We start from the raw sequence: 23,232 nt of genomic DNA, 5'->3' as shown, positions 1-23,232 counted from the left end.
GTGGGTGCCGCCATTCAGCGGCACCCACCTCAACGGTCAGTGCGCGAAGCTCTGCTTCTTCGCTTCACGCGGGAGCGGCGTGGACAGACCCTCCAGGTACGAGACCTCTTCCTTGATCGCGGTGAGCAACGTGCCCGCAAGATCCTTGCTCAGGTCGGAACGCACGACGATGCGCTGCACGATCATGTCGCTCATGTTGTCCGGCATCGGGTACGCGGGGACGAGCCAACCACGCATGCGGAGTCGATCGGCGAGGTCATACAGGTCCCAGTTGCGGTCTTCCGCAGTGAGCCGCCATGCGAACACGGGGATGGTGTCCCCCTTGCTGACGAGTTCGAAGTTCTCCATCTTGGCGATCTCTGACGACAAGTAGGTCGCCACGTCGATCGAGCCCTGCTGGATCGCCGTGTAGCCCTCGCGGCCCAAACGCAGGAACTGGTAGTACTGGAGCAGCACCTGCGAGCCGGGGCGCGAGAAGTTCAACGCGAGCGTCGGCATGTCGCCGCCGAGGTAGCTGACGTGGAAGATGAGGCTCTCCGGGCAGACCGCCTTGTTTCGCCAGACAACCCAACCGACGCCCGGGTAGACGAGACCGTACTTGTGACCCGAAGTGCTGATCGAGTTGACGCGGTCGATCCGGAAGTCCCACTCAAGGTCCGGCTGGCAGAACGGTGCGATCATTGCACCGGAGGCACCGTCCACGTGGATCTTCACGTCGACGCCCGTGTTCGCTTGAATCTCATCGAGCTTCGCAGCGATCTCCTTGACCGGCTCATAAAGCCCCGTGTAGGTCTGACCGAGGATGGCGACGACACCGATGGTGTTCTCATCGACATACTTCTCCAGCTCGAAGCCGTCCAGCACGAGGTGCTCCTCGCTCACCGGAACGTAACGAGCCTCGACATCCCAGTAGTTGCAGAACTTCTCCCACACGACCTGCACACCGGACGAGAGCACGAGGTTCGGCTTCTCCGTTGACTTGCCTTCCGCCTTGCGACTCTCCTGCCACAGACGCTTCAGCGCGAGACCGCCGAGCATGCAGGCCTCAGAGGAACCGATCGTGGAGGTACCGATGGTGTCGTCTGCGTCCGGCACGCTCCACAGGTCGGCGAGAATCCTCCAGCAGCGGTCTTCGATCTCCGCAGTTGCGGGGTATTCGTCCTTGTCGATCATGTTCTTATCGGCAGCTTCGAGGTGCAGCTTCTGCGCGTTCTCATCCATCCAGGTGGAGACGAACGTGGCGAGGTTGAGCCTGGAGTTGCCGTCGAGCATGGCGGTGTCGTGCACGATCTGGTATGCGGTGTCCGAAGCCATCATGCCTTCGGGCATCTTGAACTTCGGAAGCGTCGAGGCTTCGCCCGGGCGGGTGAAAACTGGGGCAAGCTCAAGCGCTGCATCGGAGCTCTGCTCGGACGCGATACGGAAACGTTCTGACATGGATCGTCCTCTCGGATGTGAAAGATGGAAATACAGTCGTCCGCACTTGGTGCGGATCAGCGCGATCGGCATCCGCCTCAGAAACGGACTCGTTCGACTACTCGGCAGCCGCAACGAAGCCTGATCCGGTTCGCTGCACCCGCATGGAAAATGGGCGACAATACGCGCCGCTTCTCGTTTCACCCCCCTGTGCAACCTCAGTTACCGGTCACCATAGCAGTGCCGAACGACCAAGGGATATCGCGTCGGCCGGGCGTGTACGTCGGCGGCTCGCCGATCCGATAGTCTCAGCGTGAAATGTTCATGCTGCCCCTTTGAGAGGACGCTCAATGCGCATCCTGGTCACCAGTTCACGTAATACGTTCGCCTTAGATCTCATCCGAAAGCTCGGCAGCGCCGGCAATTATGTTGTCGCCGCTGACACTTTCGCAGGCGCGATGGGAAGCCACTCCCGGTTCCTCGCCGCACACGAGGTGACGGCGTCACCACGGTTCGAGACTGATCAGTTCATCGCGGATGTGAACCGGATCGTCGCCGCGCACCAGATCGACACGATCATTCCCACCTTCGAGGAAGCCTTCTACCTCGCAGCCCGGGTCGCGGACCTCTCCGAAGGCGTCCGCCTCTTCACCGGCAGCTTCAGTGCGCTCGCGCAGCTTCACGACAAGGGCAGTTTCCAGCGCCTCGTGGAGCGGGCGGGAGTGCCCATTCCCGAAACAGTCGTCGTCTCCGATGAGGAAGAGCTCCACGAGGCGATCGCCCGCTTCCCCCAGTTCTTCGCGCGCGCCGTCTACTCGCGAGGCGGTGTGGGACTGCTGACGAACACCGGCCCCCTCGCGGGGAAAATGGCCGTCGAAGACTGCCACCCGACCCCCGAGCAGCCCTGGCTGGTCCAGCCGTTCACAGACGGGCCCATGATCTGCACGTACAGCGTGATCGTGAACGGTCGGGTCACCGCGCAGTGCACGTACAGTGCGCCGGAACAGTGGGCGCACAGCACAGGCATCGCGTTCCTGGCCGAAGACAGCACGAAGACGCTCGAGTACACGCAGAAACTCGTTGACGAGCTCGACCCGACCTTCACCGGCCAGCTCTCATTCGACTTCGTCAACCACCATGGCGAGCTCTACGCGATCGAGTGCAACCCGCGTCCGACGAACGGCGTGATTCTTCTTGAGACCGCAGAGTTCCTGAAGGCATTCAGCGGCGAGGTCGACGAGCCCATTCTCGTTCACCCGGGCGTGGAGCGCCAGGTCCGTCTCGCGGTGTTCGCCGACTCGTTCGCGGAACCGGTCAAGCACCTGAAGACTTCGCTGCACGACCTGCTGCACGTGCACGACATCGGGCACGGATGGCACGACTCCCTCGCAATGATGTGGGGACCGGCTGCGCTCGTCCACGGCGCCAAGCTCGCCGACGGACATCGTGAGGAACTGCTCAAGGCGATGGGCGCGGACATCGTGTGGAACGGTGAGCCGATCGCTGGCATGACCGACGAAGACGCCGCGGCACTGATGAACGTACACGCGCAGCGCGTCTGACGCTCGCGAAAGCACAGGCCAACGGTTACGGTAACCCGTTGGCCTGTGCGCCTAGTTCTTGCCGCCAATCACCGCCGCGAGCACACCGGGTGCGCGTGCTGCAATGCCCTTGCGAGGCAAGCGGTCCAGTTGTGCAACGATTCCAGGCAATCCATTCTGTTTGCCACGGACAAGCCAGTCGAGCGCGTTCAAGAGTGCAACGGGATGGGTGTCCAGCGCGCTGTGCCCGTTCTCGATCGGCACGGTGATCGTCTGGGGTGCCGCCACCACTACACGCGCTGCGATCGCGGGGGGTGTGCGCAGGTCCCGGGAACCGGTCAACACCACCAGCGGCCAGTCGAAGCGTTGCACGCCGGTGATCAGGTCGAACGGCTCCCTCTCGAACGCAGGGAACTGCGAAGCGAGCGGGGCGTATGTCAGCGCCGGATCGAGCGGCAGCCCGTCGCTCTGTCCCCCATAACCAAGTTCGCGAAAGCCGATCGTTCCGGCAAGATCGAACTCGTAGATACCGGGGAAGCGGATGAGCGAAGAATCCCGCGTGGCGTATGACTCCAGCATCCGCCATGCCCAGCTGCGCTGCCAGCGCAGCCGATGACGAAGCAACGGGATCAAGAGCGCGTCTCCGCCCAGCTCATATGCGGCACGCGCTACGTCCAGCAGTATGCGCTGACTGATCCCGGCCTCGGCAAGGCGCCGAACGAGACGCGCTGATTCGCCGTGCGCATCCCACAGCACCCCGCGTACGGCGGCTCGTTCGATGTCGATGTCACCTGCGGACTGGAGAGCTGAGTCAAGAAGCATCCCTGCGACGCGATCAGGGTACGCGACTCCGAAGCTCGAGGCGAGGTAGCTGCCGTATGACGATCCGACGATGTGCGCCTGTTGAACCTTTTCGTGATCGAGAACTGCCGCGATATCACCGAGCACGTCAGTAATCTGCATGCTCGAGCGAGGGAGGTCTCTTCCGGACACGTCTTTCCGTGACAGCCCTATCCCGCGGTGCTCCACCATGATCAGGTCGAGCCCCCGCCGGGATGCCAGGCTACGCAGTGCCCGATAGGGCAAGACCGATCCCAGCCCCGGTCCGCCCGGGATCACGACCGCGGGCGGCCGCTGTCCGACCGGCCCGGTGCGGACATAGGCGAGGTCGAATGCCGGCGCGTCAGCGGTGGCGGGACGGCGCACGAACCGCACGCCCGACGTGCGTTTGGCGATCGCCAGCAGCACTCGATCCAGCGGTCCTCTCTGCTGCGCGGCTTCAGCTGAGCGTGTCATCTCACTGGCGTTCCGAGGATCTGAGACCGGCGCGGCCATATCCGAGGAAGTTCACCAGCAGCGCGGCAACCACGGAGAGTCCGGCGCCCACGATGGTGAAACCGAACCGTTCCGCATCGAGCAACAAGGTGCTTACGTCCGACGTGTCCATAAGTACGACGGTGATTGTGAGGAAGAAGGCGTATTGCCAGTACGGCTTCTTCAGGAGCATGTACAACAAGCACAGCCAGAGCGCCGGTATCGCCAGGTAGATCAGCACCCCATCGGGTACACCGAGAAGCGAAATCAGCGAGACCACCACGAACCCGGCGAGTGTGCCCAGCACCCGGCCCCACGTCTTCGCGCGCGAATAGAGCTGCTGCGGATCAGCGAGCACGTAAAGCGTGAGTGTGATCCAGACCCAATGCGTCTTGACATCGGTGGTGGTCCCGATAATCATCACCGCCGCAGAGAACAGTCCGAGAATCGCACCGTAGATCAGTGGAATACGGAGATTGTGCGCTTCCAACGGCTTCAGAGCGCGCTTGCCTACGGCCAGGTGCAGAACCAGAATCGTCCAGAACCCGACGGCGATCATGACGACGATCACGCCGATAATGTACGTGGCATCGATGACGGCGGGATTGTTGAAGAGCGCCGGAGGTTTGAGCATGAAATAGGGCGTGAGTATCGGCAGCTGCAGCACGATTTTGCCAACGCCTCGACTGGCCGCGACGCCATATGCCAGCCCCAGCAGTAGCAAGATCAGGGCGAGCGCCCATGTCTGTCCGTGCAGCAGGACCGAGACCACGCCGAGCACCGCCAGGGAGGCCACGATCGCTGCCCCACCCCGTGGACCACCGCTGATCCAGCCGAAGGACGCTGCGAGAACCCCGTAGAACGCGACCTCGCTGATGCCGGGCACCCAGTTCGAGGCGATCAGCACGGGCGCGGCGATGATCACCAGACCGACGAGCAGCTTCAGAGCGAGGCCGACGATGCGCCTTCGACCTGCCGCTGCGGGCGAGGCCTCCACTGTGGAACCTTGCATGCTCACTCCCTCTGCGCTTGCACCGAGGTTACCGTGCCGAGCTCGCCCACCGCACCCGCCGCGCTCGGATAGGCTCAGCGTGACGCGCCGGACGACCTGCGGGCAACGGAGCGCCGCAGAGAATTCACGTCTTGAGGGGGGCACCCGTGCGAAGAGTGTGGCCGAATGACTTCGGGTTCGGAGGACTTTTTCATCGTCAGCCAGTTGAACAGAGCTCTGACACCGCCTATCTGAGCGGCAAACTGGCCAGATATGTCGTGGACGGTCTTCCCGCGCCCGTTCCCGAGGGTGTGACGGTGGCAGAGGCCACCGCGTTCGCTCGTGACAACTCAGGTCATATGGCGATGTTCCTGTACGCGAATCCCCGCGCTGATCAGGTCAACGAACTCGCAGAAGCGTGGGATCTTCACCCGGTGCTGATCGAGGATCTCATCAATGCGGGACAACGACCCAAGCTCGAGCGCTACGGCGAAACACTCTTCCTCGTCGCGCGGGCAGCGAGATATGTTGACAAGACCGAGGAAGTGGACTTCGGGGAGTTTCACGTCCTCTTGCGTCCGGGTGCGGTTGCAGTGATCTGTCAGGATGACCGGTGGATCAGCGCCCCAGCGACCGCCACCGTTGACGAGGACAACGTCGACTTCGGCGATCGGGAACGTGCCTTGCTCGCCGACCAGACGCTGCTCAGAATGGGGCCGATCGCAGTCGTTTATATGCTCCTCGACACGATCGTCAACGGGTACGGACCGGTCCTTCGCGGCATTGCGCACGATAAAGAAGAGATCGAACGACAGGTATTCAGCGGCGATATCTCCGTTGCCGAGCGCATCTATCGGCTGAGCCGGGAAGTAATAGAGATTCAACAGGCAATCACCTCGATGACGGATGCCGTCGACATGCTGCGATCGGGTACGGATAAGCAGGCAATCTCACAAGAGTTGCTCATGCGCTTGGATGCGGTAGCCGATGATCTCACGCAAGCAGCCGCGAAGGCGGCGATGCTTCGAGATGCGCTCACACAGATCCTGAGTGTGAATGCGACGTTGGTGAACCAGCGGCAGAACGAAGACATGAAGAGGATCTCCGGGTGGGCCGCGATTCTCTTCGCACCATCCTTGATCGGTGGGGTCTATGGCATGAACTTTGAGATCATGCCCGAACTGAGCTGGGGGCTCGGGTATCTCTTCGCTCTGGGGCTGATGCTCGCACTCGCCGTCATGCTCTACCTCGTCTTCAAACGCAGTAAATGGATCTGAGGAGTCGAATGTCGCGTGGAGTACGCGTGAACTCGCCAACCTGGCGGCAACGACGGCAAACATCATCCGGCACTTTCACCCACAGAATCTGAAAAGGCCCGAACCCGCGAGATTTCGCGGATCCGGGCCTCTGACCAGGCTTTTCAGCCGGGGCTCTTCAAGAAACTTCTAGAAGTCCCAGTCATCATCCTCAGTCGCCTCGGCCTTGCCGATGACGTACGACGAACCCGACCCGCTGAAAAAGTCGTGGTTCTCATCCGAGTTCGGAGACAGCGCCGACAGGATCGCCGGGTTTACGTTCGTCACCTCGGAGGGGAACATTGCCTCATAGCCGAGATTCATCAGAGCCTTATTGGCGTTGTAGTTCAGGAACTTCTTCACGTCCTCGGTCAAGCCGACGCCGTCATAGAGATCCTGTGTGTACTGCACCTCGTTCTCGTAGAGCTCGTAGAGCAGGTTGAAGGTGTAATCCTTCAACTCGTCGCGACGCTCCTGCGTCTCCTTCTCGAGGCCCTTCTGATACTTGTAGCCGATGTAGTACCCGTGCACAGCCTCGTCGCGGATGATGAGGCGGATGAGGTCGGCCGTGTTCGTCAGCTTCGCCTTGGAAGACCAATAGATCGGCAGGTAGAAACCCGAGTAGAACAGGAACGACTCGAGAAGCGTCGAGGCGATCTTGCGCTTGAGCGGGTCATCGCCCCGGTAGTAGTCGGTGATGATCTGAGCCTTCTTCTGAAGGTTCTGATTCTCCACCGACCAACGGAATGCCTCGTCGATCTCCTTCGTCGAGCACAGCGTCGAGAAGATCGACGAGTAGCTCTTCGCGTGCACCGACTCCATGAATGCGATGTTGGTGTAAACGGCTTCCTCATGCGGGGTAATCGCATCCGGGATCAGCGATACCGCGCCGACCGTGCCCTGGATCGTATCGAGCAGGGTCAGTCCGGTGAAGACGCGCATCGTCATCAGCTGTTCCTCGGGTGTCAGCGTGTTCCACGACTGGATGTCGTTCGACAGCGGCACCTTTTCGGGCAGCCAGAAGTTGTTCACCAGGCGGTTCCAGACCTCGAGGTCCTTGTCGTCCTCGATACGGTTCCAGTTGATCGCCTGCACGTGGTCGACCAGCGCGAGCTTCGGTGAGGGGGTCATCGTCTATCTCTCAATCTCAGAAAAATACCTGGTCAGAAGCATCACAACATGCAGCTGACGCACTCGTCCATGTTCGTACCCTCGAGCGCCATCTGGCGAAGACGGATGTAGTAGATCGTCTTGATGCCCTTGCGCCATGCGTAGATCTGCGCCTTGTTGATGTCGCGCGTGGTGGCGGTGTCCTTGAAGAACAGGGTCAGCGAAAGACCCTGGTCGACGTGCTGAGTGGCGGCGGCGTAGGTGTCGATGACCTTCTCGTAGCCGATCTCATAGGCGTCCTGGTAGTACTCCAGGTTGTCGTTCGTCATGAACGGCGCCGGGTAGTAGACGCGTCCGAGCTTGCCTTCCTTGCGGATCTCGACCTTGGATGCGATCGGGTGGATCGACGACGTCGAGTTGTTGATGTACGAGATCGAGCCGGTCGGCGGAACAGCCTGCAGGTTCTGGTTGTAGATACCGTGCTTCTGGATGGAATCCTTCAGCCCAGCCCAGTCTTCCTGCGTCGGGATGTGCTGGCCTGCAAAGAGCTCCTTGACCTTCTCGGTCTCAGGCACCCAGGCACGCTCGGTGTACTTGTCGAAGAACTCACCCGACGCGTATGTCGAGTCTTCGAACCCGTCAAAGGCCACACCGCGCTCCTTCGCGAGCAGGTTCGACGCGCGCAGCGCGTGGAACAGCACCGTGTAGAAGTAGATGTTCGTGAAGTCGATGCCCTCTTCGGAGCCGTAGTGCACGTGCTCGCGAGCCAGGTAACCGTGCAGGTTCATCTGGCCGAGGCCGATGGCGTGCGAGCGGTCGTTGCCGTCTTCGATGGAGCGCACCGAGGAGATGTGGCTCTGGTTACTCACCGCGGTCAGGCCGCGAATTGCCGTCTCGACCGTCTTGCCCAGGTCACCGGCATCCATCGCCAGCGCGATGTTCATCGAGCCGAGGTTGCACGAGATGTCCTTGCCGATCTGGTCGTACGAGAGGTCCTCGTTGTACGTGGTCGGCGTGTTCACCTGCAGGATCTCACTGCACAGGTTCGACATGTTGATGCGGCCCTTGATCGGGTTCGCGTCGTTCACCGTGTCCTCGAACATGATGTACGGGTAGCCCGATTCGAACTGGATCTCGGCGATGGTCTGGAAGAACTCGCGCGCGTTGATCTTCGTCTTCTTGATACGCGGGTCGTTGACCATCTCGCGGTACTTCTCGGTGACCGAGATGTCGCCGAACGGCACGCCGTAGACCTTCTCGACGTCGTACGGTGAGAACAGGTACATGTCCTCGCCGTTCTTGGCGAGCTCGAACGTGATGTCGGGAACGACAACGCCCAGAGACAGCGTCTTGATGCGAATCTTCTCGTCAGCGTTCTCACGCTTGGTGTCGAGGAAGCGCATGATGTCGGGGTGATGCGCGTTGAGGTAGACGGCACCTGCCCCCTGACGGGCGCCGAGCTGGTTGGCGTAGCTGAAGCTGTCTTCGAGAAGCTTCATGACGGGGATGATGCCCGAGGACTGGTTCTCGATCTGCTTGATCGGCGCACCGGCCTCGCGGATGTTCGACAGGAGCAGCGCCACGCCGCCGCCGCGCTTGGACAGCTGCAACGACGAGTTGATGCCTCGAGAGATCGACTCCATGTTGTCTTCGATGCGCAGCAAGAAGCAGCTGACGAGCTCGCCGCGCTGCGCCTTGCCCGAGTTCAGGAACGTCGGAGTCGCCGGCTGGAAGCGGCCGGAGATGATCTCTTCGACGAGGTCGAGTGCGACCTGCTCATCGCCGTCGGCAAGGCCGAGAGCGGTCATCACGACGCGGTCTTCGAAACGCTCAAGGTAGCGCTTGCCGTCGAAGGTCTTCAGCGTGTAGCTCGTGTAGTACTTAAAGGCACCCAGGAAGGTCTCGAAACGGAACTTCTTCCCATAGGCGAAGTCGTTGAGCTTCTGGATGAACTCCATCGAGTACTTCTCGATGAGAGCACCCTCGTAGTACTCCTTCTCAACGAGATAGTCCAGGCGCTCCTTGAGCGAGTGGAAGAACACCGTGTTCTGGTTCACGTGCTGCAGGAAGTACTCCTGCGCAGCCCGCTTGTCGGCGTCGAACTGAATCTTGCCGTTCGCGTCGTACAGGTTCAGCATCGCGTTGAGCGAGTGATAGTCAAGACCCTCGAAAGCAGGGTTGGCCTTGAACGCCACCTGGTCGTTCGTCACTGCACGCTCTGCATGCTCGTCGATTGCAATGCCCACCATCGCTCCAATCCGTCGCTCACGCGATCAACATCATCCTGTGTGCCGAATACTTCGAGCCGATACAAGTGCGGCACCTGGCACTTGCGGCTGATGATCTCTCCAGCGAGGCAGAATGCATCGCCAAAGTTGGTATTTCCCGCGGCGATCACTCCGCGAATGTGACGCCGGTTTCGCTCGTCGTTGAGGAATCGGATCACTTGTTTGGGCACTGCGCCCTTTTCCACGTCGCGTCCCTGTCCCCCGCCATACGTGGGCGTGACAAGGACGAACGGTTCATCGATGAGCAGGGGATCTTCGTTGCGATACAGCGGAATGCGCTCCGCTCGCAGACCAAGCTTCTCGACGAACCGGGCAGTGTTGCCGGACACGCTGGAGAAATAGACAAGGAGTGGCGCAGCCGTTGCGACGACTGTCATGACTCACCCCGTTTCTTTCGATCCTGAGCTTGTTCTGTGGCCCTGCTCGCGACCAGAAGGGCTTACGCCAAGCGAGAAGCGAGCTCGCTGATCTTGTCGGGACGGAAGCCCGACCAGTGGTCCTCGTCCGTGACGACGACAGGTGCCTGCATGTAGCCCAAAGCCTTGACCTGCTCGAGCGCCGCAGCATCTTCAGAGAGGTCGTGAATCTCGTACTCGAGGCCCTGTGCATCCAGCGCGCGATAGGTCGCATTGCACTGAACGCAAGACGGCTTGGTGTAGACCGTGATCGACATTTCTTTCCCCTCAAATCTAGGTTTTCCGGCAGACCCCCGCCGGGACTTCAATACTACATATAGGTACGGACATTGAGAGCGACCACAAGGTCTAGTAGTTACATCCGTGTAGTTTTCCACCGCTCTCCACTGGTACAACACAGGTTGTCCACCGTTTCATCCACAGATCGCCATCTATTTTTCAGCCCCGCGAAGCGCATGATCTCGCGGCTCCCGGGCCCCGGTCCCGGATCCATCCACAGGGGGCACCCTACGAGCGGGTTCAGACATTCAATGTTCTGTGGAAAAGTCCTCTCCGGCGTGTCGCGGCGTGTTGTTCCGAGTCGCGCTCGAGGGTGTTCATCGGCCGCGAGTATCGTTGCCTCGTGGCGGGATATCGGGACCTTCTTCGCACCCCTGGCGTGGGGCGCATGATCATTGCTCAGCTGACGGCGCGCTTCCCCAGCGGAATGACATCGCTGGCGATCCTGCTGCACGTCGAACAGCAGACTGGATCGTACGGCGCAGCCGGCCTGGTACTTGCTGCGACCTCAGTCGGCCAGGCAGCAGCCGGGCCCGTCACCAGCCGGTGGATGGGCGTGTGGGGCATGCGCCGCGTGCTCACCCTCACCGCCGCCGTATGCACCCTCGCCGTGCTGGCCCTGGGACTGCTGCCGCTGAGCCTGCCCGGATACATGGTCTGCGGCCTGATCGCCGGCCTGTCCACCCCGCCGGTCCAGTCCGCAGTGCGCACGATCTACCCCAAGCTCGTCAACTCATCCCAGCTGACGCCGCTGTTCTCACTCGATGCCTCTCTGCAGGAGATCATCTGGATCATCGCCCCGGTCGTCATCACGCTGGTCTCCACCCAGATCGGCACGACCACCGGGCTCATGCTGGTGGCAATCATCCTCGTGCTGGGCTGCGGCTGGTTCATCTCTTCACCGGAAGTCGGACGGGTACGCATCCCGCGCAGTCGCCGCGCATTCGGTCGCGTGCTGCTGCGCCCACCGGTGGCATTGGCGACCGTCCTCGGATTCCTCGTCGTCGGCGCGTGCTCCGCGGTCGAGGTGGGCGTCGTCGCCACGTTCGATCACGGCAATCTCAACGCCGGCCTGGTGCTGGCGGTGTTTGCCGCGGGAAGCCTCGCCGGTGGCCTGTCGTTCGGTCACATCCCGATCGGCCCCTGGGCGATGGCCCGGCGACTGATCATCGTCGCCGTCGGCCTCGGCTTGACTATGGTGATGCTCAATGTTTACTGGCTCGGAGGCGCGCTGTTCCTCGCGGGCCTCGGCGTCGCCCCGGCGTTCGCCGTGATGTTCGCCATCACCACGGCAAGCGTCAAATTCAGCGAGACTGCCGAGGCGTTCGGCTGGGCCGGCACCGGACAGCTCATCGGCGCCGCCGCAGGATCGGCGATCGCCGGTTTCCTCGTAGACGGCACGGGAGGCGCAACAGGCGCCTATCTCGCCGCCGCACTGTTCGCTATCGTCGGTCTCATCGTCTCGGTGGTGTTCGTCCGCGCACTTCCTGATCTGCGCCACCGCGATCCCAGTCCCATTCCTGACACCGAGCCTGTGGCGGTCGTATCCTCATGAATTCCTCTCCCCTTCCCGAGATCGTCTGCGTCGGCGAGACGATGGCGCTGATCACACCGGTGGATGCTGCGCTCTCCCACGCCCACGAGGCGAGTATCGGCCTCGCCGGAGCGGAGTCGAACGTCGCAGCGGGACTCGTCGCGGCCGGACGGCGAGCGGCGTGGGCCTCCCGGCTCGGCGCTGATCCGCTCGGCGCGCGCATCGGCTCGGAACTGGAACGACGCGGCGTCGATCTGTGGACCGAGAACGATCCGGATGCCCCGACCGGCGTCATGTTCAAAGACCCCGGCGCCGAGGGCTCCGCTGTCTACTACTATCGCCGCGGCTCGGCAGCATCCGCAATGATGCCCGGATTCCTGTCGGCAGAGCAGCTCGCCGGCGTCCGGTTCGTGCACACCACCGGCATCACGCCAGCGCTCTCCGAGACCTGCCGCCAGATGGTCGATCAGCTGTTCATCGACGCACGTGCCGCTGGGGCACGCGTCTCGTTCGACGTGAACGATCGCCGCGCACTGTGGTCGATGGAGGATGCCGCCGCCACCCTCGCACGCCTGGCCAATGCCGCCGACATCACCTTCGTCGGCCGCGATGAGGCCGAGCGCATCTGGGGAACGGCAACTGCCGCTGAGATCCGCGCTTACCTCCCGGGCTGCGCTGTGCTCATCGTAAAAGACGGCGACATCGGAGCCACCGCGTTCGACGGCGACGCCGATCCCGTTTTCGTGGCGGCACCGACGGTCGACGTGGTCGAGCCCGTCGGCGCGGGCGATGCATTCGCCGCAGGCTTCCTCGCCGCAACCATGGAGGCACTCCCTCTCGCCGAATGTCTCCAGGCCGGCCATGTCGCCGCGGAACGCGTGCTCACCATCGCCGCAGACATGCCGCCCATAGGCTGAAGATATGCCCGCCCCCGTTCAGCTGCCCCGAATCTCGTGGGGATCATCGGATGCCGCCCACGAGGCGCTTCTCGTGCACGGACTCGGCTCGTCTGCCGCGCTCATGTGGCGGTTGGGCGCAGCGCTCGCCGATGCCGGTTGGCATGCCGTCGCTGTCGATCTTCGCGGTCACGGCGACGCTCCACGAGCTCTGGACTACACGATCCCCGCCTACGCTGCTGACCTCGGTGCCGCCCTGCCCGGTCGAGGCGGTGCCTGGGATGCCGTGATCGGACACTCACTCGGCGGCGCATCCAGCACAGTTGCGGCAGCATCCGATCCCTCGTGGACGAACAGGCTCATCCTCATCGACCCGGCCATCCTCGTTGAAGGCCGTGACGAGACCATCATCCGGCGCAGCCAGGAGCGGGCGTTCGCAGACAACCGCACCGAGGTCGTGCAAGAGGAGCATCCGCACTGGCATCCGCAGGAGATCGAACTCAAAGTCGACGCCGTCAACCGGGCGAGCCGCTGGGCGGTTGAGCAGACCAGTGCACAGAACACGCCCTGGGATGTGCGGGCGGATGCTGCGCGCCTGACGATCCCCACGCACATCATCGGCGCCGACCCGAAGATCTACAGTCTGTTCACCGGTGCCACCGCCGAATCGGTACTCACCGCCAACGCGAAGATCTCGATGTCGGTTGTCACCGGCGCGGGGCACTCCCCGCACCGCGACAAGCCCGACGACACCATCCACCAGATTCTGGAGGCACTCGCATGACACGTACTGAGCGACCGACGGGAGTCGAAGTGACCTTCGATCCCGCAACCCACCTGCCCGACGATCTGCTCGAGCGCATCCGTGAGCGGGCGCCGATCCACGACCGCCACAACACCTTTCCGGAACAGGACCTCGAGGAGCTTCGCGATGCCGGGTATCTGAAGATCCTCGTCCCCACCGAGCGCGGCGGCGCAGGGCTCGGTCTCGAGCAGGCGGCAGTTCTGCAGCAGCGACTCGCGACCGCATCGCCGGCCACCGCGCTGGCCATCAACATGCACCTCGTCTGGACCGGCGTCGCGAAGGTTTTCAGCGACCGCAGCATCACCGGGATGGAGTTCGTCCAGGACGGAGCAGCCCGCGGCGAGGTGTTCGCCTTCGGGATCAGCGAGGGGGGAAACGACCTGGTGCTGTTCGGCAGTGACACCGACGCCGCGCCGCAGCCGGACGGCGGCTTCGCCTTCACCGGCACCAAGATCTTCACCTCACTCGCGCCCGTGTGGACGAAGCTCGGTCTGCACGGCCTCGATACGACGTCACCGGATGCTCCGAAGCTCGTGTTCGCGTTCATCGACCGCACCGATGCGGTCACCACCAAAGATGACTGGGACACCCTGGGCATGCGCGGCACGCAGAGCAGAACCACAGTCCTCGATGGCGCGCTCGCCCGCCCGGAGCACGTGGTTCGCCGCATCGATCCGGGGCCCGGCCCCGACCCGATCATCTTCGGGATCTTCAGCGTGTTCGAACTGCTGCTCGCGTCGGTCTACACCGGCATCGCCCGGCGCGCGTTGGATCTTGCTGTCGCCACCGTGCAGAAGCGCACGTCGAAGAAGACCGGGCTGACCTACAGCCAGGATCCCGACATCCGCTGGCGCATCGCCGAGATGAGCCTCGCCTACGACGCTCTCCCGCCGCAGATCACTGCCCTTTCTCGCGACGTCGACGAACAGGCAGACCACGGCGCCCGCTGGTTCACCCTGTTGTCGGGCGTCAAGCACCGCGCTGTGACGATGGCGAAGAGCGTGGTCGATGAAGCGATCCTGACCGCGGGCGGCGGGTCATACTTCTCATCGAACGAGCTCTCCCGCCTCTACCGCGACGTGTTGGCCGGCATGTTCCATCCGTCCGACCCGGAGTCGGCGCACTCCACCGCAGCGAGTGCCCTGTTGGGCCCGCCTACCGTTCCCTGAGCTACTTCCGCTCGAAGTCGAACGCCTTCAACAGCTCACCGACGGCCTGCTCACGCTCATCGCCGCCCTCCTCGAACATATGCGTCACGTGGGTGCGCAGATGATTCTCGAGCAGGAGACGGTTGAGGGATTCCAGTGACTTCTGGATTGCGCGGGACTGCGTGATGATATCCATGCAGTACTCCTCGCTTTCGATCATCCTGGCGACTCCGCGCAGCTGCCCTTCGAGGATGCTGGTGCGGTGCAGAGCGCGCTTCTTGATGTCTTCGATCACCTCTTGAGGGTACCCTTCGACAGGCACTTGCGGGCCTGCCGAAGGACTCAGCGGCCGAGCGCGTGCGAGGATGACAACCATGCCGCGCACTCCGATGGCCCTCCTCTCTCCTGCCGACCAGGAGCGCCTGCGGGCGCTGCGCCGAATGAAGGCGATCGCGGTCGGCGCGCTGGTGTTCATGGCGGTCGTGTTCGTAATCGCGTTCTGGCTGCAGAGCCGGCATCCATGGTTGGGATATGTCCGTGCCGCAGCCGAAGGCGGCATGGTCGGTGCCCTCGCCGACTGGTTCGCCGTCACGGCGCTGTTTCGGAAACCGCTGGGCCTGCCGATTCCGCACACCGCGATCATTCCGAACCGCAAGGACGAGATCGGGCGCACCCTGGGCGAGTTCGTGGAGACGAACTTCCTCGCCGCTGATGTGGTGCGCACGAAGCTCGCCAGCACAGCCATCGCCCGGCGCGCCGGAGAGTGGCTGCGCGAGGAGGCGCACGCTGAGCGGGTCGCAGCCGAAGGTGCGACGATCGCGACTGCCGTCCTCAACGCGCTCAGCGACGATGACGTCCGCGACCTCATCACCGACCTTGCCCGCGAGCATCTGGTCGATCCGGAATGGGGCCCACCCGTCGGCGCCTGGCTCGAGAAGATCGTCGAAGCAGATGCCCACCATGGCGCCGTAGACCTCGCGGCAGACAGCATCTCGACATGGCTGGATTCCAACGCCGAATCATTCACCGGCCTCGTCTCGCGGCGGCTGCCATCGTGGGTGCCGCGCCTCGCGCACCGCTTCGTCGACGACACGGTTTATCACGAGGCCGTCAAGTTCGTTCATGCTGTGCAGGCAGACCCGCAGCATCCGGCCCGCCTGGCGATCGACGGCTATCTCGGTCGCCTCGCCGACAACCTGCAGACCGATCCCGCCACCCGCGCGAAGTTGGAGAATGCGAAGGCATCGCTGTTCGACAGCCCCCGCGTGGGTGCGCTGGCAGCGGATGCCTGGAACACCGCGAAGGCAGGCTTGCTGAAGTCTCTCGCGGATCCGGCGAGCGGTCTGCGTGCACGCGCGGCGCAGGCCGTGCAGGAGGTTGGCGAGCGGCTGACGACGGATGCTGCGCTGCAGAAGCGCGTGGATACCTGGGTCTCCGACGCCGCAGTGTTCCTCGTTGACCGGTACCGGCACGACATCGCCTCGATCATCACCGACACCGTCGAGCGCTGGGATCCGGCCGAGACGACGGAGAAGATCGAGCTCATGGTCGGCCGGGACCTGCAGTACATCCGGTTGAACGGCACGGTCGTCGGAGCCCTCGCGGGGCTGGCGATCTTCACCATCGCCCACGCTGTGATTCCAGGAGTCTGACATGGCACTTTCCTACGACGCGCTCTGGCCCCGGGCCGGCGGCTGGCCCTCCTTCGACGGTGCGGCAGACGCTGTGCTCCTGGGCGTTCCCACCTGGCGGACATCGCTGTCCCCCACCGGCGCGCATGCCACGCCCGGCGCGATCCGTGAAGCGCTGCGACGGTACAGCGCAACGCTCATGGGACCGCCCGCCGTGGATCTGAACGCCGCATTGCGGATCGCCGATGCCGGCGACATCGATGAGCCGGACGGCGACAGCGGCATCGCCTCGGTCATCGCCCGCATGCAGGAGTTGGCGCCGGCTTTCGTCATCGCACTCGGCGGCGATAACTCGTTGACCTATCCGGTCGCGCAGGGCGCTGGGGCCGACGGCCTCATCACATTCGACGCGCACTTCGATCTGCGCGACGGCGTCTCCAATGGGTCACCGGTGCGCCGCCTCATCGAGGATGCACCGGACGGCTCTCGCATCGATCCGACGCGGATCGTGCAGATCGGCATCGCCGATTTCGCGAACTCGGCAGCATACGCGCGCAGGGCTGAGGCCTGGGGCATCCGGGTCATCACTGTTGACGAGGTGCGGCGTCGCGGCATCGATGCCGTCGTCGAGGAGGCATTGTCTATCGCTGGAGCGGACTCTCGGTCACGCATCCATCTCGATATCGATGTGGATGTCTGCGACCGCTCTGTCGCCCCCGGCTGCCCGGCGAGTGTCCCGGGCGGCCTGGCCGCGTGGGAGCTGCGAGCGCTCAGCCGGGCAGTCACTGTCGATCATCGTGTGGTCAGCGCCGACATCGCTGAGGTCGACGCGACCGCCGATGCCGCCGATGCTCGGACCGTGCGTCTCGCCGCTCTGTGCGTGCTGGAGCTGTTGGCAGGTCTCGCCGCGCGGCGCGCGGTGTAGCGTTCGCCACTTCTGCGTGCACACCTTCTGCGTTCGCACCTTCTGCGTGCACACCTTCTGCGTGCACAACTCCTGCGTGCACACCTTCTGCGTGCACAACTCCTGAAGAATGGCCAGAGATGTCGAATCTCGGCCGGTTTTCCCCCTTGCTGGCGTCGTTCTTCAGGAGTTATGAACGGTCGAAGACCCGCGCACCGTCCTTCCACACGGTCCGGACCAGCGGGACACCGGGTCGGTACGAGAGGTGCACATGACTCGGAGCATCAAGCAGCACCAGGTCGGCACGGGCACCGGGGACGATGATGCCGATGTCATCCCGGCGCAGCGCCCGGGCGCCTCCCTCGGTTGCCGCCCAGAGCGCCTCCATCGGTGTCATCCCCATCTCACGCACAGCGAGGGCGATGCACAGCGGCATCGATGAGGTGAAGCTCGAGCCGGGGTTCGTGTCGCACGCGATCGCGACGGTGACGCCGGCATCAATGAGGCGCCGGGCGTCGGGATACGGCTGACGGGTCGAGAATTCCACACCGGGCAACAGCGTCAGCACCGTGTCGGAACCAGCCAGCGCCGCGACGTCCTCATCGGTCAGATACGTGCCGTGATCGATGGATGCTGCGCCGAGTTCGACTGCAAGGCGTACTCCGCCGCCCGGTCCGAGCTGGCTGGCGTGCACCCGCGGCATCAGGCCACGAGCTATTCCGGCTTCGAGCACGCGGCGGGACTGAGCAACGGTGAAAGCACCCGTCTCGCAGAACACGTCGATCCATTTCGCGTAGGGGGCACAGGCATCCAGCATCGGCCCGACGACGAGGTCGACGTAGTCATCCGGCCGATCGGCGTACTCGGAAGGAACCACATGCGCGCCGAGGAATGTCACCTCGTCGGTGACCTTCGCGGCAAGGCGCACCAGCCGCTCTTCGGTGTCGACGTCGAGCCCGTAGCCGCTTTTGATCTCGACGGTGGTGGTGCCCTGTGCACGCATCTCATCAATGAATCCCCGCAGCCGCGCGCGCAGCGCATCGTCGCTGGCCGCGCGCGTGGCGGCAACGGTGGATCGGATGCCGCCGGCGGAATACTTCTCCCCCGCCATCCGCGCCGCGAACTCGGCAGCGCGATCGCCGGCGAACACGATGTGACTGTGGCTGTCGACGAATCCCGGAATGATCGCGCGTCCCCCAGCATCCACCACCTCCATTTCCTGCCCATGAGTGGTGGGGGCGGATGCTGCTGGCCCGACCCATGCGATGCGCCCGTCCTCGATGAGCACCGCCGCGTCACGCAGAATCCCCGCGTCGGCGTTCGTCACCAGCTCCCCAATGTTCGAGATCAAGGTGCGCATCATCTACCTCTTATCAGTCGTCGAGTGGGCGTTGGTGGCTCGAAAATCCCGCGAAACCGAGCCACGAGCGCCCACTCGCACGGGGTGGGGTGGGGTGGGGTGGGGGTGTGGGGGGTGGGGGGTCATGGCATCGGGAGCTTTAGGCCGCGAGTGCGGGCAACCTCGCGGGCACGTTCGTATCCGGCATCGGCGTGGCGCATCACACCCGTTCCCGGGTCGTTGGTGAGTACGCGCTCGAGCTTCTCTGCGGCGAGCGCAGTGCCGTCGGCGACACATACCTGCCCGGCATGAATGCTCCGCCCGATTCCGACGCCTCCGCCATGGTGCAGCGAGACCCATGACGCGCCGGATGCCGTGTTCAGCAGTGCATTCAGCATCGGCCAGTCCGCAATCGCATCCGAACCGTCAGCCATGGCTTCTGTCTCCCGGTACGGCGAGGCAACGGAACCGGCATCCAGGTGGTCGCGACCGATGACGATCGGTGCCTTCAGTTCGCCGGACGCCACCATCTCATTGAACTTCAGCCCCGCGAGGTGCCGTTCCTTGTACCCGAGCCAGCAGATCCGCGCCGGAAGGCCCTCGAACTGCACTTTCTCCGCCGCCTGATCCAGCCAGCGGTGCAGCGCCGCATCCTCGGGGAACAGCTCTCGCACCGCACGGTCGGTTGCGGCGATATCGGCCGGGTCCCCCGACAGCGCCACCCATCGGAACGGCCCCTTGCCCTCGGCGAACAGCGGACGGATGTACGCCGGCACGAATCCGGGGAATGCGAAGGCCCGCTCGAACCCGCCGAGTTCAGCCTCTCGCCGAATCGAGTTGCCGTAGTCGAACACGGCCGCCCCGGCATCCTGGAATCCCACCATCGCTGCAACGTGCGCTGCCATCGACTCGCGCGCGCGGCGTGTGAACTCCTCAGGATCGCGCTCCGCCTCGGCCTTCCACTCCGCCACCGGCATCCCCACCGGAAGGTAGGCAAGCGGATCATGCGCACTGGTCTGGTCGGTGACGATATCGATCGGGATGCCACGACGCAGCAGTTCCGGGAAGACCTCGGCCGCGTTACCGACGACCCCGATCGAGAGCGCCTCACCGGCATCCTTTGCCGCAAGCGCACGCGCGACAGCGTGATCGAGGTCGACGGTGTACTCGTCGAGGTAGCGACGCTCGACACGACGGGCGAGGCGCGTCTCGTCGACATCGACGATGAGCACCGCTCCCCCGTTCATCGTGACGGCCAGCGGCTGAGCGCCGCCCATCCCGCCGGCACCGGCGGTGAGCGTCAAGGTCCCCGCCAGTGAGTCCCGACCCAGCGATCGCGCCACCGCCGCAAATGTCTCGTAGGTGCCCTGCAGAATGCCCTGTGTGCCGATGTAGATCCACGACCCCGCGGTCATCTGTCCGTACATGGTCAGCCCGAGCGCCTCGAGTCGGCGGAACTCCGGCCACGTCGCCCAGTCGCCCACGAGGTTCGAGTTCGCGATCAGTACGCGCGGCGCCCATTCGTGCGTGCGGAAGACTCCGACTGGCTTTCCCGACTGCACCAGCAGGGTCTCATCGGGCTCGAGCTCATCGAGCGTGCGGATGATCGCGTCATACGCTTCCCAACTGCGCGCCGCTCGGCCCGTACCGCCGTAGACGACGAGTTCTTCGGGGTGCTCGGCGACGTCCGGGTCGAGGTTGTTCATCAGCATGCGCTTGGCAGCCTCCGCACCCCAGCTCTGAGCGGTGCGTTCGTTGCCACGAGCGGCATGGATGCCCCTATGAGACAGCGGGGTTTTGTCAGACATCGGCGTTCTCCTTCGCGGTGCGGGCAACGGCGCCCGATCGGACGAGCTCAGTGACCGCTTCTATCTCGGGTGAGAGGAAGCGATCAGGGCCTGGGCCCTCGACGACTGTGCGGACGAGGTCGCGGACGGCTCCGGTGGCGGCTCCAGACGAAAGCGGCGCACGAAGGTCGAGAGCGCGAGCGCCCGTGAGCACCTCGATCGCGATCACCCGTGTCAGCCCGTCGATCGCTCGACGGAGCTTACGGGCCGCAGACCATCCCATCGAGACGTGGTCCTCTTGCATCGCGGATGACGGTATCGAATCGACGGATGCTGGAGCGGCCAGGCGCTTCAGCTCAGAGACGATCCCCGCTGCGGCATACTGCGCGATCATGAGCCCGGAGTCCACGCCGACCTCATGTGCGAGGAACGGCGGCAGGCCGCGGTTGCGGGCGGGATCCAGCGCGCGGTCGGTACGGCGCTCGGAGACACTGGCGACATCGGCCACCGAGATCGCCAGGAAGTCGAGTACGGCCGCGACCGGAGCCCCGTGGAAGTTGCCATTCGATTCGATGCGTCCGTCCACGGTGATGACGGGGTTGTCGATCACGCTCGCCAGTTCCCGCGAGGCGATGGTGGCGGCGTGTGCCATCGTGTCGCGCATCACCCCGTGTACCTGGGGTGAGCAGCGCAGCGAGTACGCGTCCTGCACTCGGCCGTCTTCCGGGCCCCTGTGGCTGGCGAGAATGGGCGAGTTCGCCAGAAACATACGCAGGTTCACCGCCGATTGTGCCTGCCCGACCTGCGGGCGCAGCGCCATCAGATCAGCGGCGAACACGGCATCCGTGCCCAATTGGCTCTCGATCGACATCGCCGCCGCCAGGTCTGCGGTGGTGACGAGGGTTTCGAGGTCGTGCAGGGCGAGCAGCAGCATCCCGAGCATGCCGTCCGTGCCGTTGATGAGGGCGAGCCCCTCCTTCTCCACGAGGACGAGCGGTTCGATTTCTGCGGTCGCGAGCGCCTCTGATGCGGGCTGGAGGGTGTCATCAACGCGCACGTTCCCCTCGCCCATCGCTGCCAGTGCAATGTGCGCCAGCGGTGCGAGATCGCCAGAACAGCCCAGCGAGCCGTATTCCCTGACGACAGGGGTGACACCTGCGTTCAGCATGGCGGCGTAGGTTTCAGCGACGACGGGACGTACGCCGGTGCGACCGGATGCCAGGGTCTGCAGCCGCAGCAGCTGCAGGGCCCGCACGACCTCGGCCTCAACCTCGGCCCCCGTTCCGGCAGCGTGTGAGCGGATGAGACTGGCCTGCAGCTGGTGCCGGCGCTCCGGCGCGATGAACGTCGTCGCGAGCGCACCGAAGCCGGTGGACACTCCGTAGTGCGGATCCGGGTCTGCCGCGAGCGCGTCGACGATGCCGCGGGTCTCGGCGATCTGGTCGAGTGCGGCGTCATCGAGCACGATCTGCGCACCGTAGCGAGCGATCGCCACGACGTCGGCCGGGCTCAGGACGTCGGCGCCGACGCGCACGGCGCCGTCCGCGTGGGTGTGGGGGAACTCTGCCATGTCTTGATTCCACACCCTGGCAGTGGCGACGAACAGGGGCGCGTGACATCCTTTGTCTGTGATACCAGACAATAGGAGCGGCACGCAGGTTCCTGCTGCCGACCAGACCCTGCGCATTCTGCGGTATCTGGCCGGGCGCCCCGCGTCCGTCGCGGCATCCGCGATCGCTCGCGAGCTTGCCCTTCCCCGGTCGACTGTGCACCACCTGCTCAATACGCTCGCCGCGCACGGGTTCGTGCTGCACCTGCGCGAGGAACGACGATGGGCGCTGGGCATCGCGGCATCCGAGCTCGCCGGCGGATTCGCCCGCCAGCAGCCACTGGCCCGGCTCGGTCGACCTCTGGTCGCGGCGCTCGCCGACCGGCTGGGACAGAGTACGCACCTGGCCGTGTTGAGCGGCAGCGATGTCGTCTACATCGTCGAAGAGCGTGCCCCCCGGCGTCCGGCACTGGTCTCCGATGTGGGTGTGCGGCTGCCAGCGCATCTGACGGCGACCGGACGTGCGATGCTTGCGGCCCTTCCCCGTGAGCAAGTACGGGCGCTGTATCCGAACGCCGGAGTGTTCTCCACCCGCACCGACCGTGGCCCCTCGACGCCCCGGGCGCTTCGTGAATTGCTGCGCAGCATCCGCGCCGCCGGTTTCGCGTCGGAGGACAGCGAAGTGACGGAGGGCATGCGCTCGGTGGGTGTTGCGGTGCAAGACGCATCAGGATGGCCGCTGGCCGCCGTCGCGGTCACATGGGCGAGCGATACCGGTCCCGCAGAATCCGATGCGGCAAGCGCGGTCATCCAGACGGCGGCAGATCTCCAGCGGAGACTGCGCCACTGATCTGTCGCAGAACTGAGACAGTGCTGCAGCGGCGCGCATGCTGGCGCGCGCACAGATCGCACTGCGCTGACAAAATGCGGAGGGAGCCGCAGGCGTACTCGCCCGCGACCCCCTCCGAGGAGCCGGATCTCTCCGTAGA

The 23,232-nt window shown here is 64.1% G+C and carries 20 protein-coding genes; 9 read left to right on the top strand and 11 right to left on the bottom strand.

The features are described 5' to 3' along the window. Positions 1–36 precede the first annotated feature (36 nt). Complete coding sequence (locus tag ACW5CM_RS10295; RefSeq protein ID WP_439255945.1) at positions 37–1,437, bottom strand: glutamate decarboxylase; 1,401 nt, start codon at positions 1,435–1,437, stop codon at positions 37–39. Positions 1,438–1,766: 329 nt separating this feature from the next. On the opposite strand from ACW5CM_RS10295, the gene ACW5CM_RS10290 reads away from it, so the two are divergent. Then, positions 1,767–2,978, top strand: coding sequence for an ATP-grasp domain-containing protein (locus ACW5CM_RS10290; RefSeq protein WP_439255944.1), 1,212 nt, complete (start codon positions 1,767–1,769; stop codon positions 2,976–2,978). 51 nt (positions 2,979–3,029) lie between these two features. Here ACW5CM_RS10290 and ACW5CM_RS10285 read toward each other — a convergent pair whose 3' ends face one another. Continuing rightward, positions 3,030–4,253 carry an alpha/beta fold hydrolase gene (locus ACW5CM_RS10285; protein WP_457124936.1) on the bottom strand — a complete coding sequence of 408 codons (1,224 nt, stop codon included), beginning with the start codon at positions 4,251–4,253 and terminating at the stop codon, positions 3,030–3,032. 1 nt (position 4,254) lies between these two features. Beyond that, positions 4,255–5,283, bottom strand: coding sequence for an FUSC family protein (locus ACW5CM_RS10280; protein ID WP_457124935.1), 1,029 nt, complete (start codon positions 5,281–5,283; stop codon positions 4,255–4,257). 257 nt (positions 5,284–5,540) lie between these two features. On the opposite strand from ACW5CM_RS10280, the gene ACW5CM_RS10275 reads away from it, so the two are divergent. Further along, on the top strand, positions 5,541–6,539 hold the full coding sequence (locus ACW5CM_RS10275) for a magnesium and cobalt transport protein CorA (protein WP_457124934.1): 999 nt from the start codon (positions 5,541–5,543) through the stop codon (positions 6,537–6,539). Positions 6,540–6,707: 168 nt separating this feature from the next. Here the strand turns inward: ACW5CM_RS10275 and nrdF are convergent, their stop codons facing one another. From nrdF to nrdH, 4 genes are all read right to left on the bottom strand, one after another. Next, positions 6,708–7,688, bottom strand: a complete 981-nt coding sequence (gene nrdF, locus ACW5CM_RS10270) for a class 1b ribonucleoside-diphosphate reductase subunit beta (RefSeq protein WP_438254947.1) — start codon at positions 7,686–7,688, stop codon at positions 6,708–6,710. Between the two features lie 41 nt (positions 7,689–7,729). Beyond that, the gene (nrdE, locus tag ACW5CM_RS10265; RefSeq protein ID WP_438254946.1) at positions 7,730–9,916 is read right to left on the bottom strand and encodes a class 1b ribonucleoside-diphosphate reductase subunit alpha; all 2,187 of its coding nucleotides are present in this window, start codon (positions 9,914–9,916) and stop codon (positions 7,730–7,732) included. Further along, positions 9,874–10,332, bottom strand: a complete 459-nt coding sequence (nrdI, locus tag ACW5CM_RS10260; RefSeq protein ID WP_438254945.1) for a class Ib ribonucleoside-diphosphate reductase assembly flavoprotein NrdI — start codon at positions 10,330–10,332, stop codon at positions 9,874–9,876. Before nrdI ends, nrdE begins: the two co-directional genes overlap by 43 nt. Positions 10,333–10,394: 62 nt before the next feature. Beyond that, positions 10,395–10,628, bottom strand: coding sequence for a glutaredoxin-like protein NrdH (gene nrdH / locus ACW5CM_RS10255; RefSeq protein WP_438254944.1), 234 nt, complete (start codon positions 10,626–10,628; stop codon positions 10,395–10,397). 365 nt (positions 10,629–10,993) lie between these two features. On the opposite strand from nrdH, the gene ACW5CM_RS10250 reads away from it, so the two are divergent. From ACW5CM_RS10250 to ACW5CM_RS10235, 4 genes are read left to right on the top strand one after another with little or no spacing between them, the layout of a single operon-like run. Further along, on the top strand, positions 10,994–12,205 hold the full coding sequence (locus tag ACW5CM_RS10250) for an MFS transporter (protein ID WP_457124933.1): 1,212 nt from the start codon (positions 10,994–10,996) through the stop codon (positions 12,203–12,205). Next, entirely contained in the window at positions 12,202–13,101 is a 900-nt protein-coding gene (locus ACW5CM_RS10245) for a sugar kinase (RefSeq protein ID WP_457124932.1), read from the top strand. The genes ACW5CM_RS10250 and ACW5CM_RS10245 overlap by 4 nt, the downstream gene beginning before the upstream one ends. Positions 13,102–13,105: 4 nt before the next feature. Further along, on the top strand, positions 13,106–13,864 hold the full coding sequence (locus tag ACW5CM_RS10240; RefSeq protein ID WP_457124931.1) for an alpha/beta fold hydrolase: 759 nt from the start codon (positions 13,106–13,108) through the stop codon (positions 13,862–13,864). Then, the gene (locus ACW5CM_RS10235; RefSeq protein ID WP_457124930.1) at positions 13,861–15,054 is read left to right on the top strand and encodes an acyl-CoA dehydrogenase family protein; all 1,194 of its coding nucleotides are present in this window, start codon (positions 13,861–13,863) and stop codon (positions 15,052–15,054) included. The genes ACW5CM_RS10240 and ACW5CM_RS10235 overlap by 4 nt, the downstream gene beginning before the upstream one ends. A 1-nt stretch (position 15,055) precedes the next feature. On the opposite strand, the gene ACW5CM_RS10230 is transcribed toward ACW5CM_RS10235, so the two are convergent. Then, positions 15,056–15,328 carry a metal-sensitive transcriptional regulator gene (locus tag ACW5CM_RS10230; protein WP_438254938.1) on the bottom strand — a complete coding sequence of 91 codons (273 nt, stop codon included), beginning with the start codon at positions 15,326–15,328 and terminating at the stop codon, positions 15,056–15,058. Between the two features lie 79 nt (positions 15,329–15,407). Here ACW5CM_RS10230 and ACW5CM_RS10225 point away from each other — a divergent pair, with 79 nt between their 5' ends. Continuing rightward, complete coding sequence (locus ACW5CM_RS10225; protein ID WP_457124929.1) at positions 15,408–16,685, top strand: DUF445 domain-containing protein; 1,278 nt, start codon at positions 15,408–15,410, stop codon at positions 16,683–16,685. Between the two features lies 1 nt (position 16,686). Beyond that, on the top strand, positions 16,687–17,589 hold the full coding sequence (locus ACW5CM_RS10220; protein WP_457124928.1) for an arginase family protein: 903 nt from the start codon (positions 16,687–16,689) through the stop codon (positions 17,587–17,589). A 169-nt stretch (positions 17,590–17,758) separates the two neighbouring features. Here the strand turns inward: ACW5CM_RS10220 and hutI are convergent, their stop codons facing one another. From hutI to hutH, 3 genes are all read right to left on the bottom strand, one after another. Then, positions 17,759–18,928 (bottom strand): imidazolonepropionase, encoded by a 1,170-nt coding sequence (gene hutI, locus ACW5CM_RS10215; RefSeq protein WP_457124927.1) that lies wholly within the window; start codon positions 18,926–18,928, stop codon positions 17,759–17,761. A 122-nt stretch (positions 18,929–19,050) separates the two neighbouring features. Continuing rightward, positions 19,051–20,715 (bottom strand): urocanate hydratase, encoded by a 1,665-nt coding sequence (hutU, locus tag ACW5CM_RS10210; RefSeq protein ID WP_457124926.1) that lies wholly within the window; start codon positions 20,713–20,715, stop codon positions 19,051–19,053. Beyond that, on the bottom strand, positions 20,708–22,264 hold the full coding sequence (gene hutH, locus ACW5CM_RS10205) for a histidine ammonia-lyase (protein WP_457124925.1): 1,557 nt from the start codon (positions 22,262–22,264) through the stop codon (positions 20,708–20,710). The genes hutU and hutH overlap by 8 nt, the downstream gene beginning before the upstream one ends. 52 nt (positions 22,265–22,316) lie before the next feature. Here hutH and ACW5CM_RS10200 point away from each other — a divergent pair, with 52 nt between their 5' ends. Continuing rightward, on the top strand, positions 22,317–23,093 hold the full coding sequence (locus ACW5CM_RS10200; protein WP_457124924.1) for an IclR family transcriptional regulator: 777 nt from the start codon (positions 22,317–22,319) through the stop codon (positions 23,091–23,093). The last annotated feature ends 139 nt before the right edge of the window (positions 23,094–23,232 follow it).

Source organism: Microbacterium wangyouchuni, assembly GCF_054072595.1.
This window is presented reverse-complemented; position numbering and strand designations above follow the sequence as displayed.

Bases quoted from the DNA above. Each gene is read 5' to 3' on its own strand.
- ACW5CM_RS10240 (WP_457124931.1), top strand. From the start codon at position 13,106: ATGCCCGCCCCCGTTCAGCTGCCCCGAATCTCGTGGGGATCATCGGAT.
- nrdI (WP_438254945.1), bottom strand. From the start codon at position 10,332: ATGACAGTCGTCGCAACGGCTGCGCCACTCCTTGTCTATTTCTCCAGC.
- nrdH (WP_438254944.1), bottom strand. From the start codon at position 10,628: ATGTCGATCACGGTCTACACCAAGCCGTCTTGCGTTCAGTGCAATGCG.
- ACW5CM_RS10235 (WP_457124930.1), top strand. From the start codon at position 13,861: ATGACACGTACTGAGCGACCGACGGGAGTCGAAGTGACCTTCGATCCC.
- ACW5CM_RS10225 (WP_457124929.1), top strand. From the start codon at position 15,408: ATGCCGCGCACTCCGATGGCCCTCCTCTCTCCTGCCGACCAGGAGCGC.
- hutI (WP_457124927.1), bottom strand. From the start codon at position 18,928: ATGCGCACCTTGATCTCGAACATTGGGGAGCTGGTGACGAACGCCGAC.
- hutU (WP_457124926.1), bottom strand. From the start codon at position 20,715: ATGTCTGACAAAACCCCGCTGTCTCATAGGGGCATCCATGCCGCTCGT.
- ACW5CM_RS10285 (WP_457124936.1), bottom strand. From the start codon at position 4,253: ATGACACGCTCAGCTGAAGCCGCGCAGCAGAGAGGACCGCTGGATCGA.
- ACW5CM_RS10220 (WP_457124928.1), top strand. From the start codon at position 16,687: ATGGCACTTTCCTACGACGCGCTCTGGCCCCGGGCCGGCGGCTGGCCC.
- ACW5CM_RS10290 (WP_439255944.1), top strand. From the start codon at position 1,767: ATGCGCATCCTGGTCACCAGTTCACGTAATACGTTCGCCTTAGATCTC.
- nrdE (WP_438254946.1), bottom strand. From the start codon at position 9,916: ATGGTGGGCATTGCAATCGACGAGCATGCAGAGCGTGCAGTGACGAAC.
- ACW5CM_RS10280 (WP_457124935.1), bottom strand. From the start codon at position 5,283: ATGCAAGGTTCCACAGTGGAGGCCTCGCCCGCAGCGGCAGGTCGAAGG.
- ACW5CM_RS10245 (WP_457124932.1), top strand. From the start codon at position 12,202: ATGAATTCCTCTCCCCTTCCCGAGATCGTCTGCGTCGGCGAGACGATG.
- ACW5CM_RS10295 (WP_439255945.1), bottom strand. From the start codon at position 1,437: ATGTCAGAACGTTTCCGTATCGCGTCCGAGCAGAGCTCCGATGCAGCG.
- hutH (WP_457124925.1), bottom strand. From the start codon at position 22,264: ATGGCAGAGTTCCCCCACACCCACGCGGACGGCGCCGTGCGCGTCGGC.
- nrdF (WP_438254947.1), bottom strand. From the start codon at position 7,688: ATGACCCCCTCACCGAAGCTCGCGCTGGTCGACCACGTGCAGGCGATC.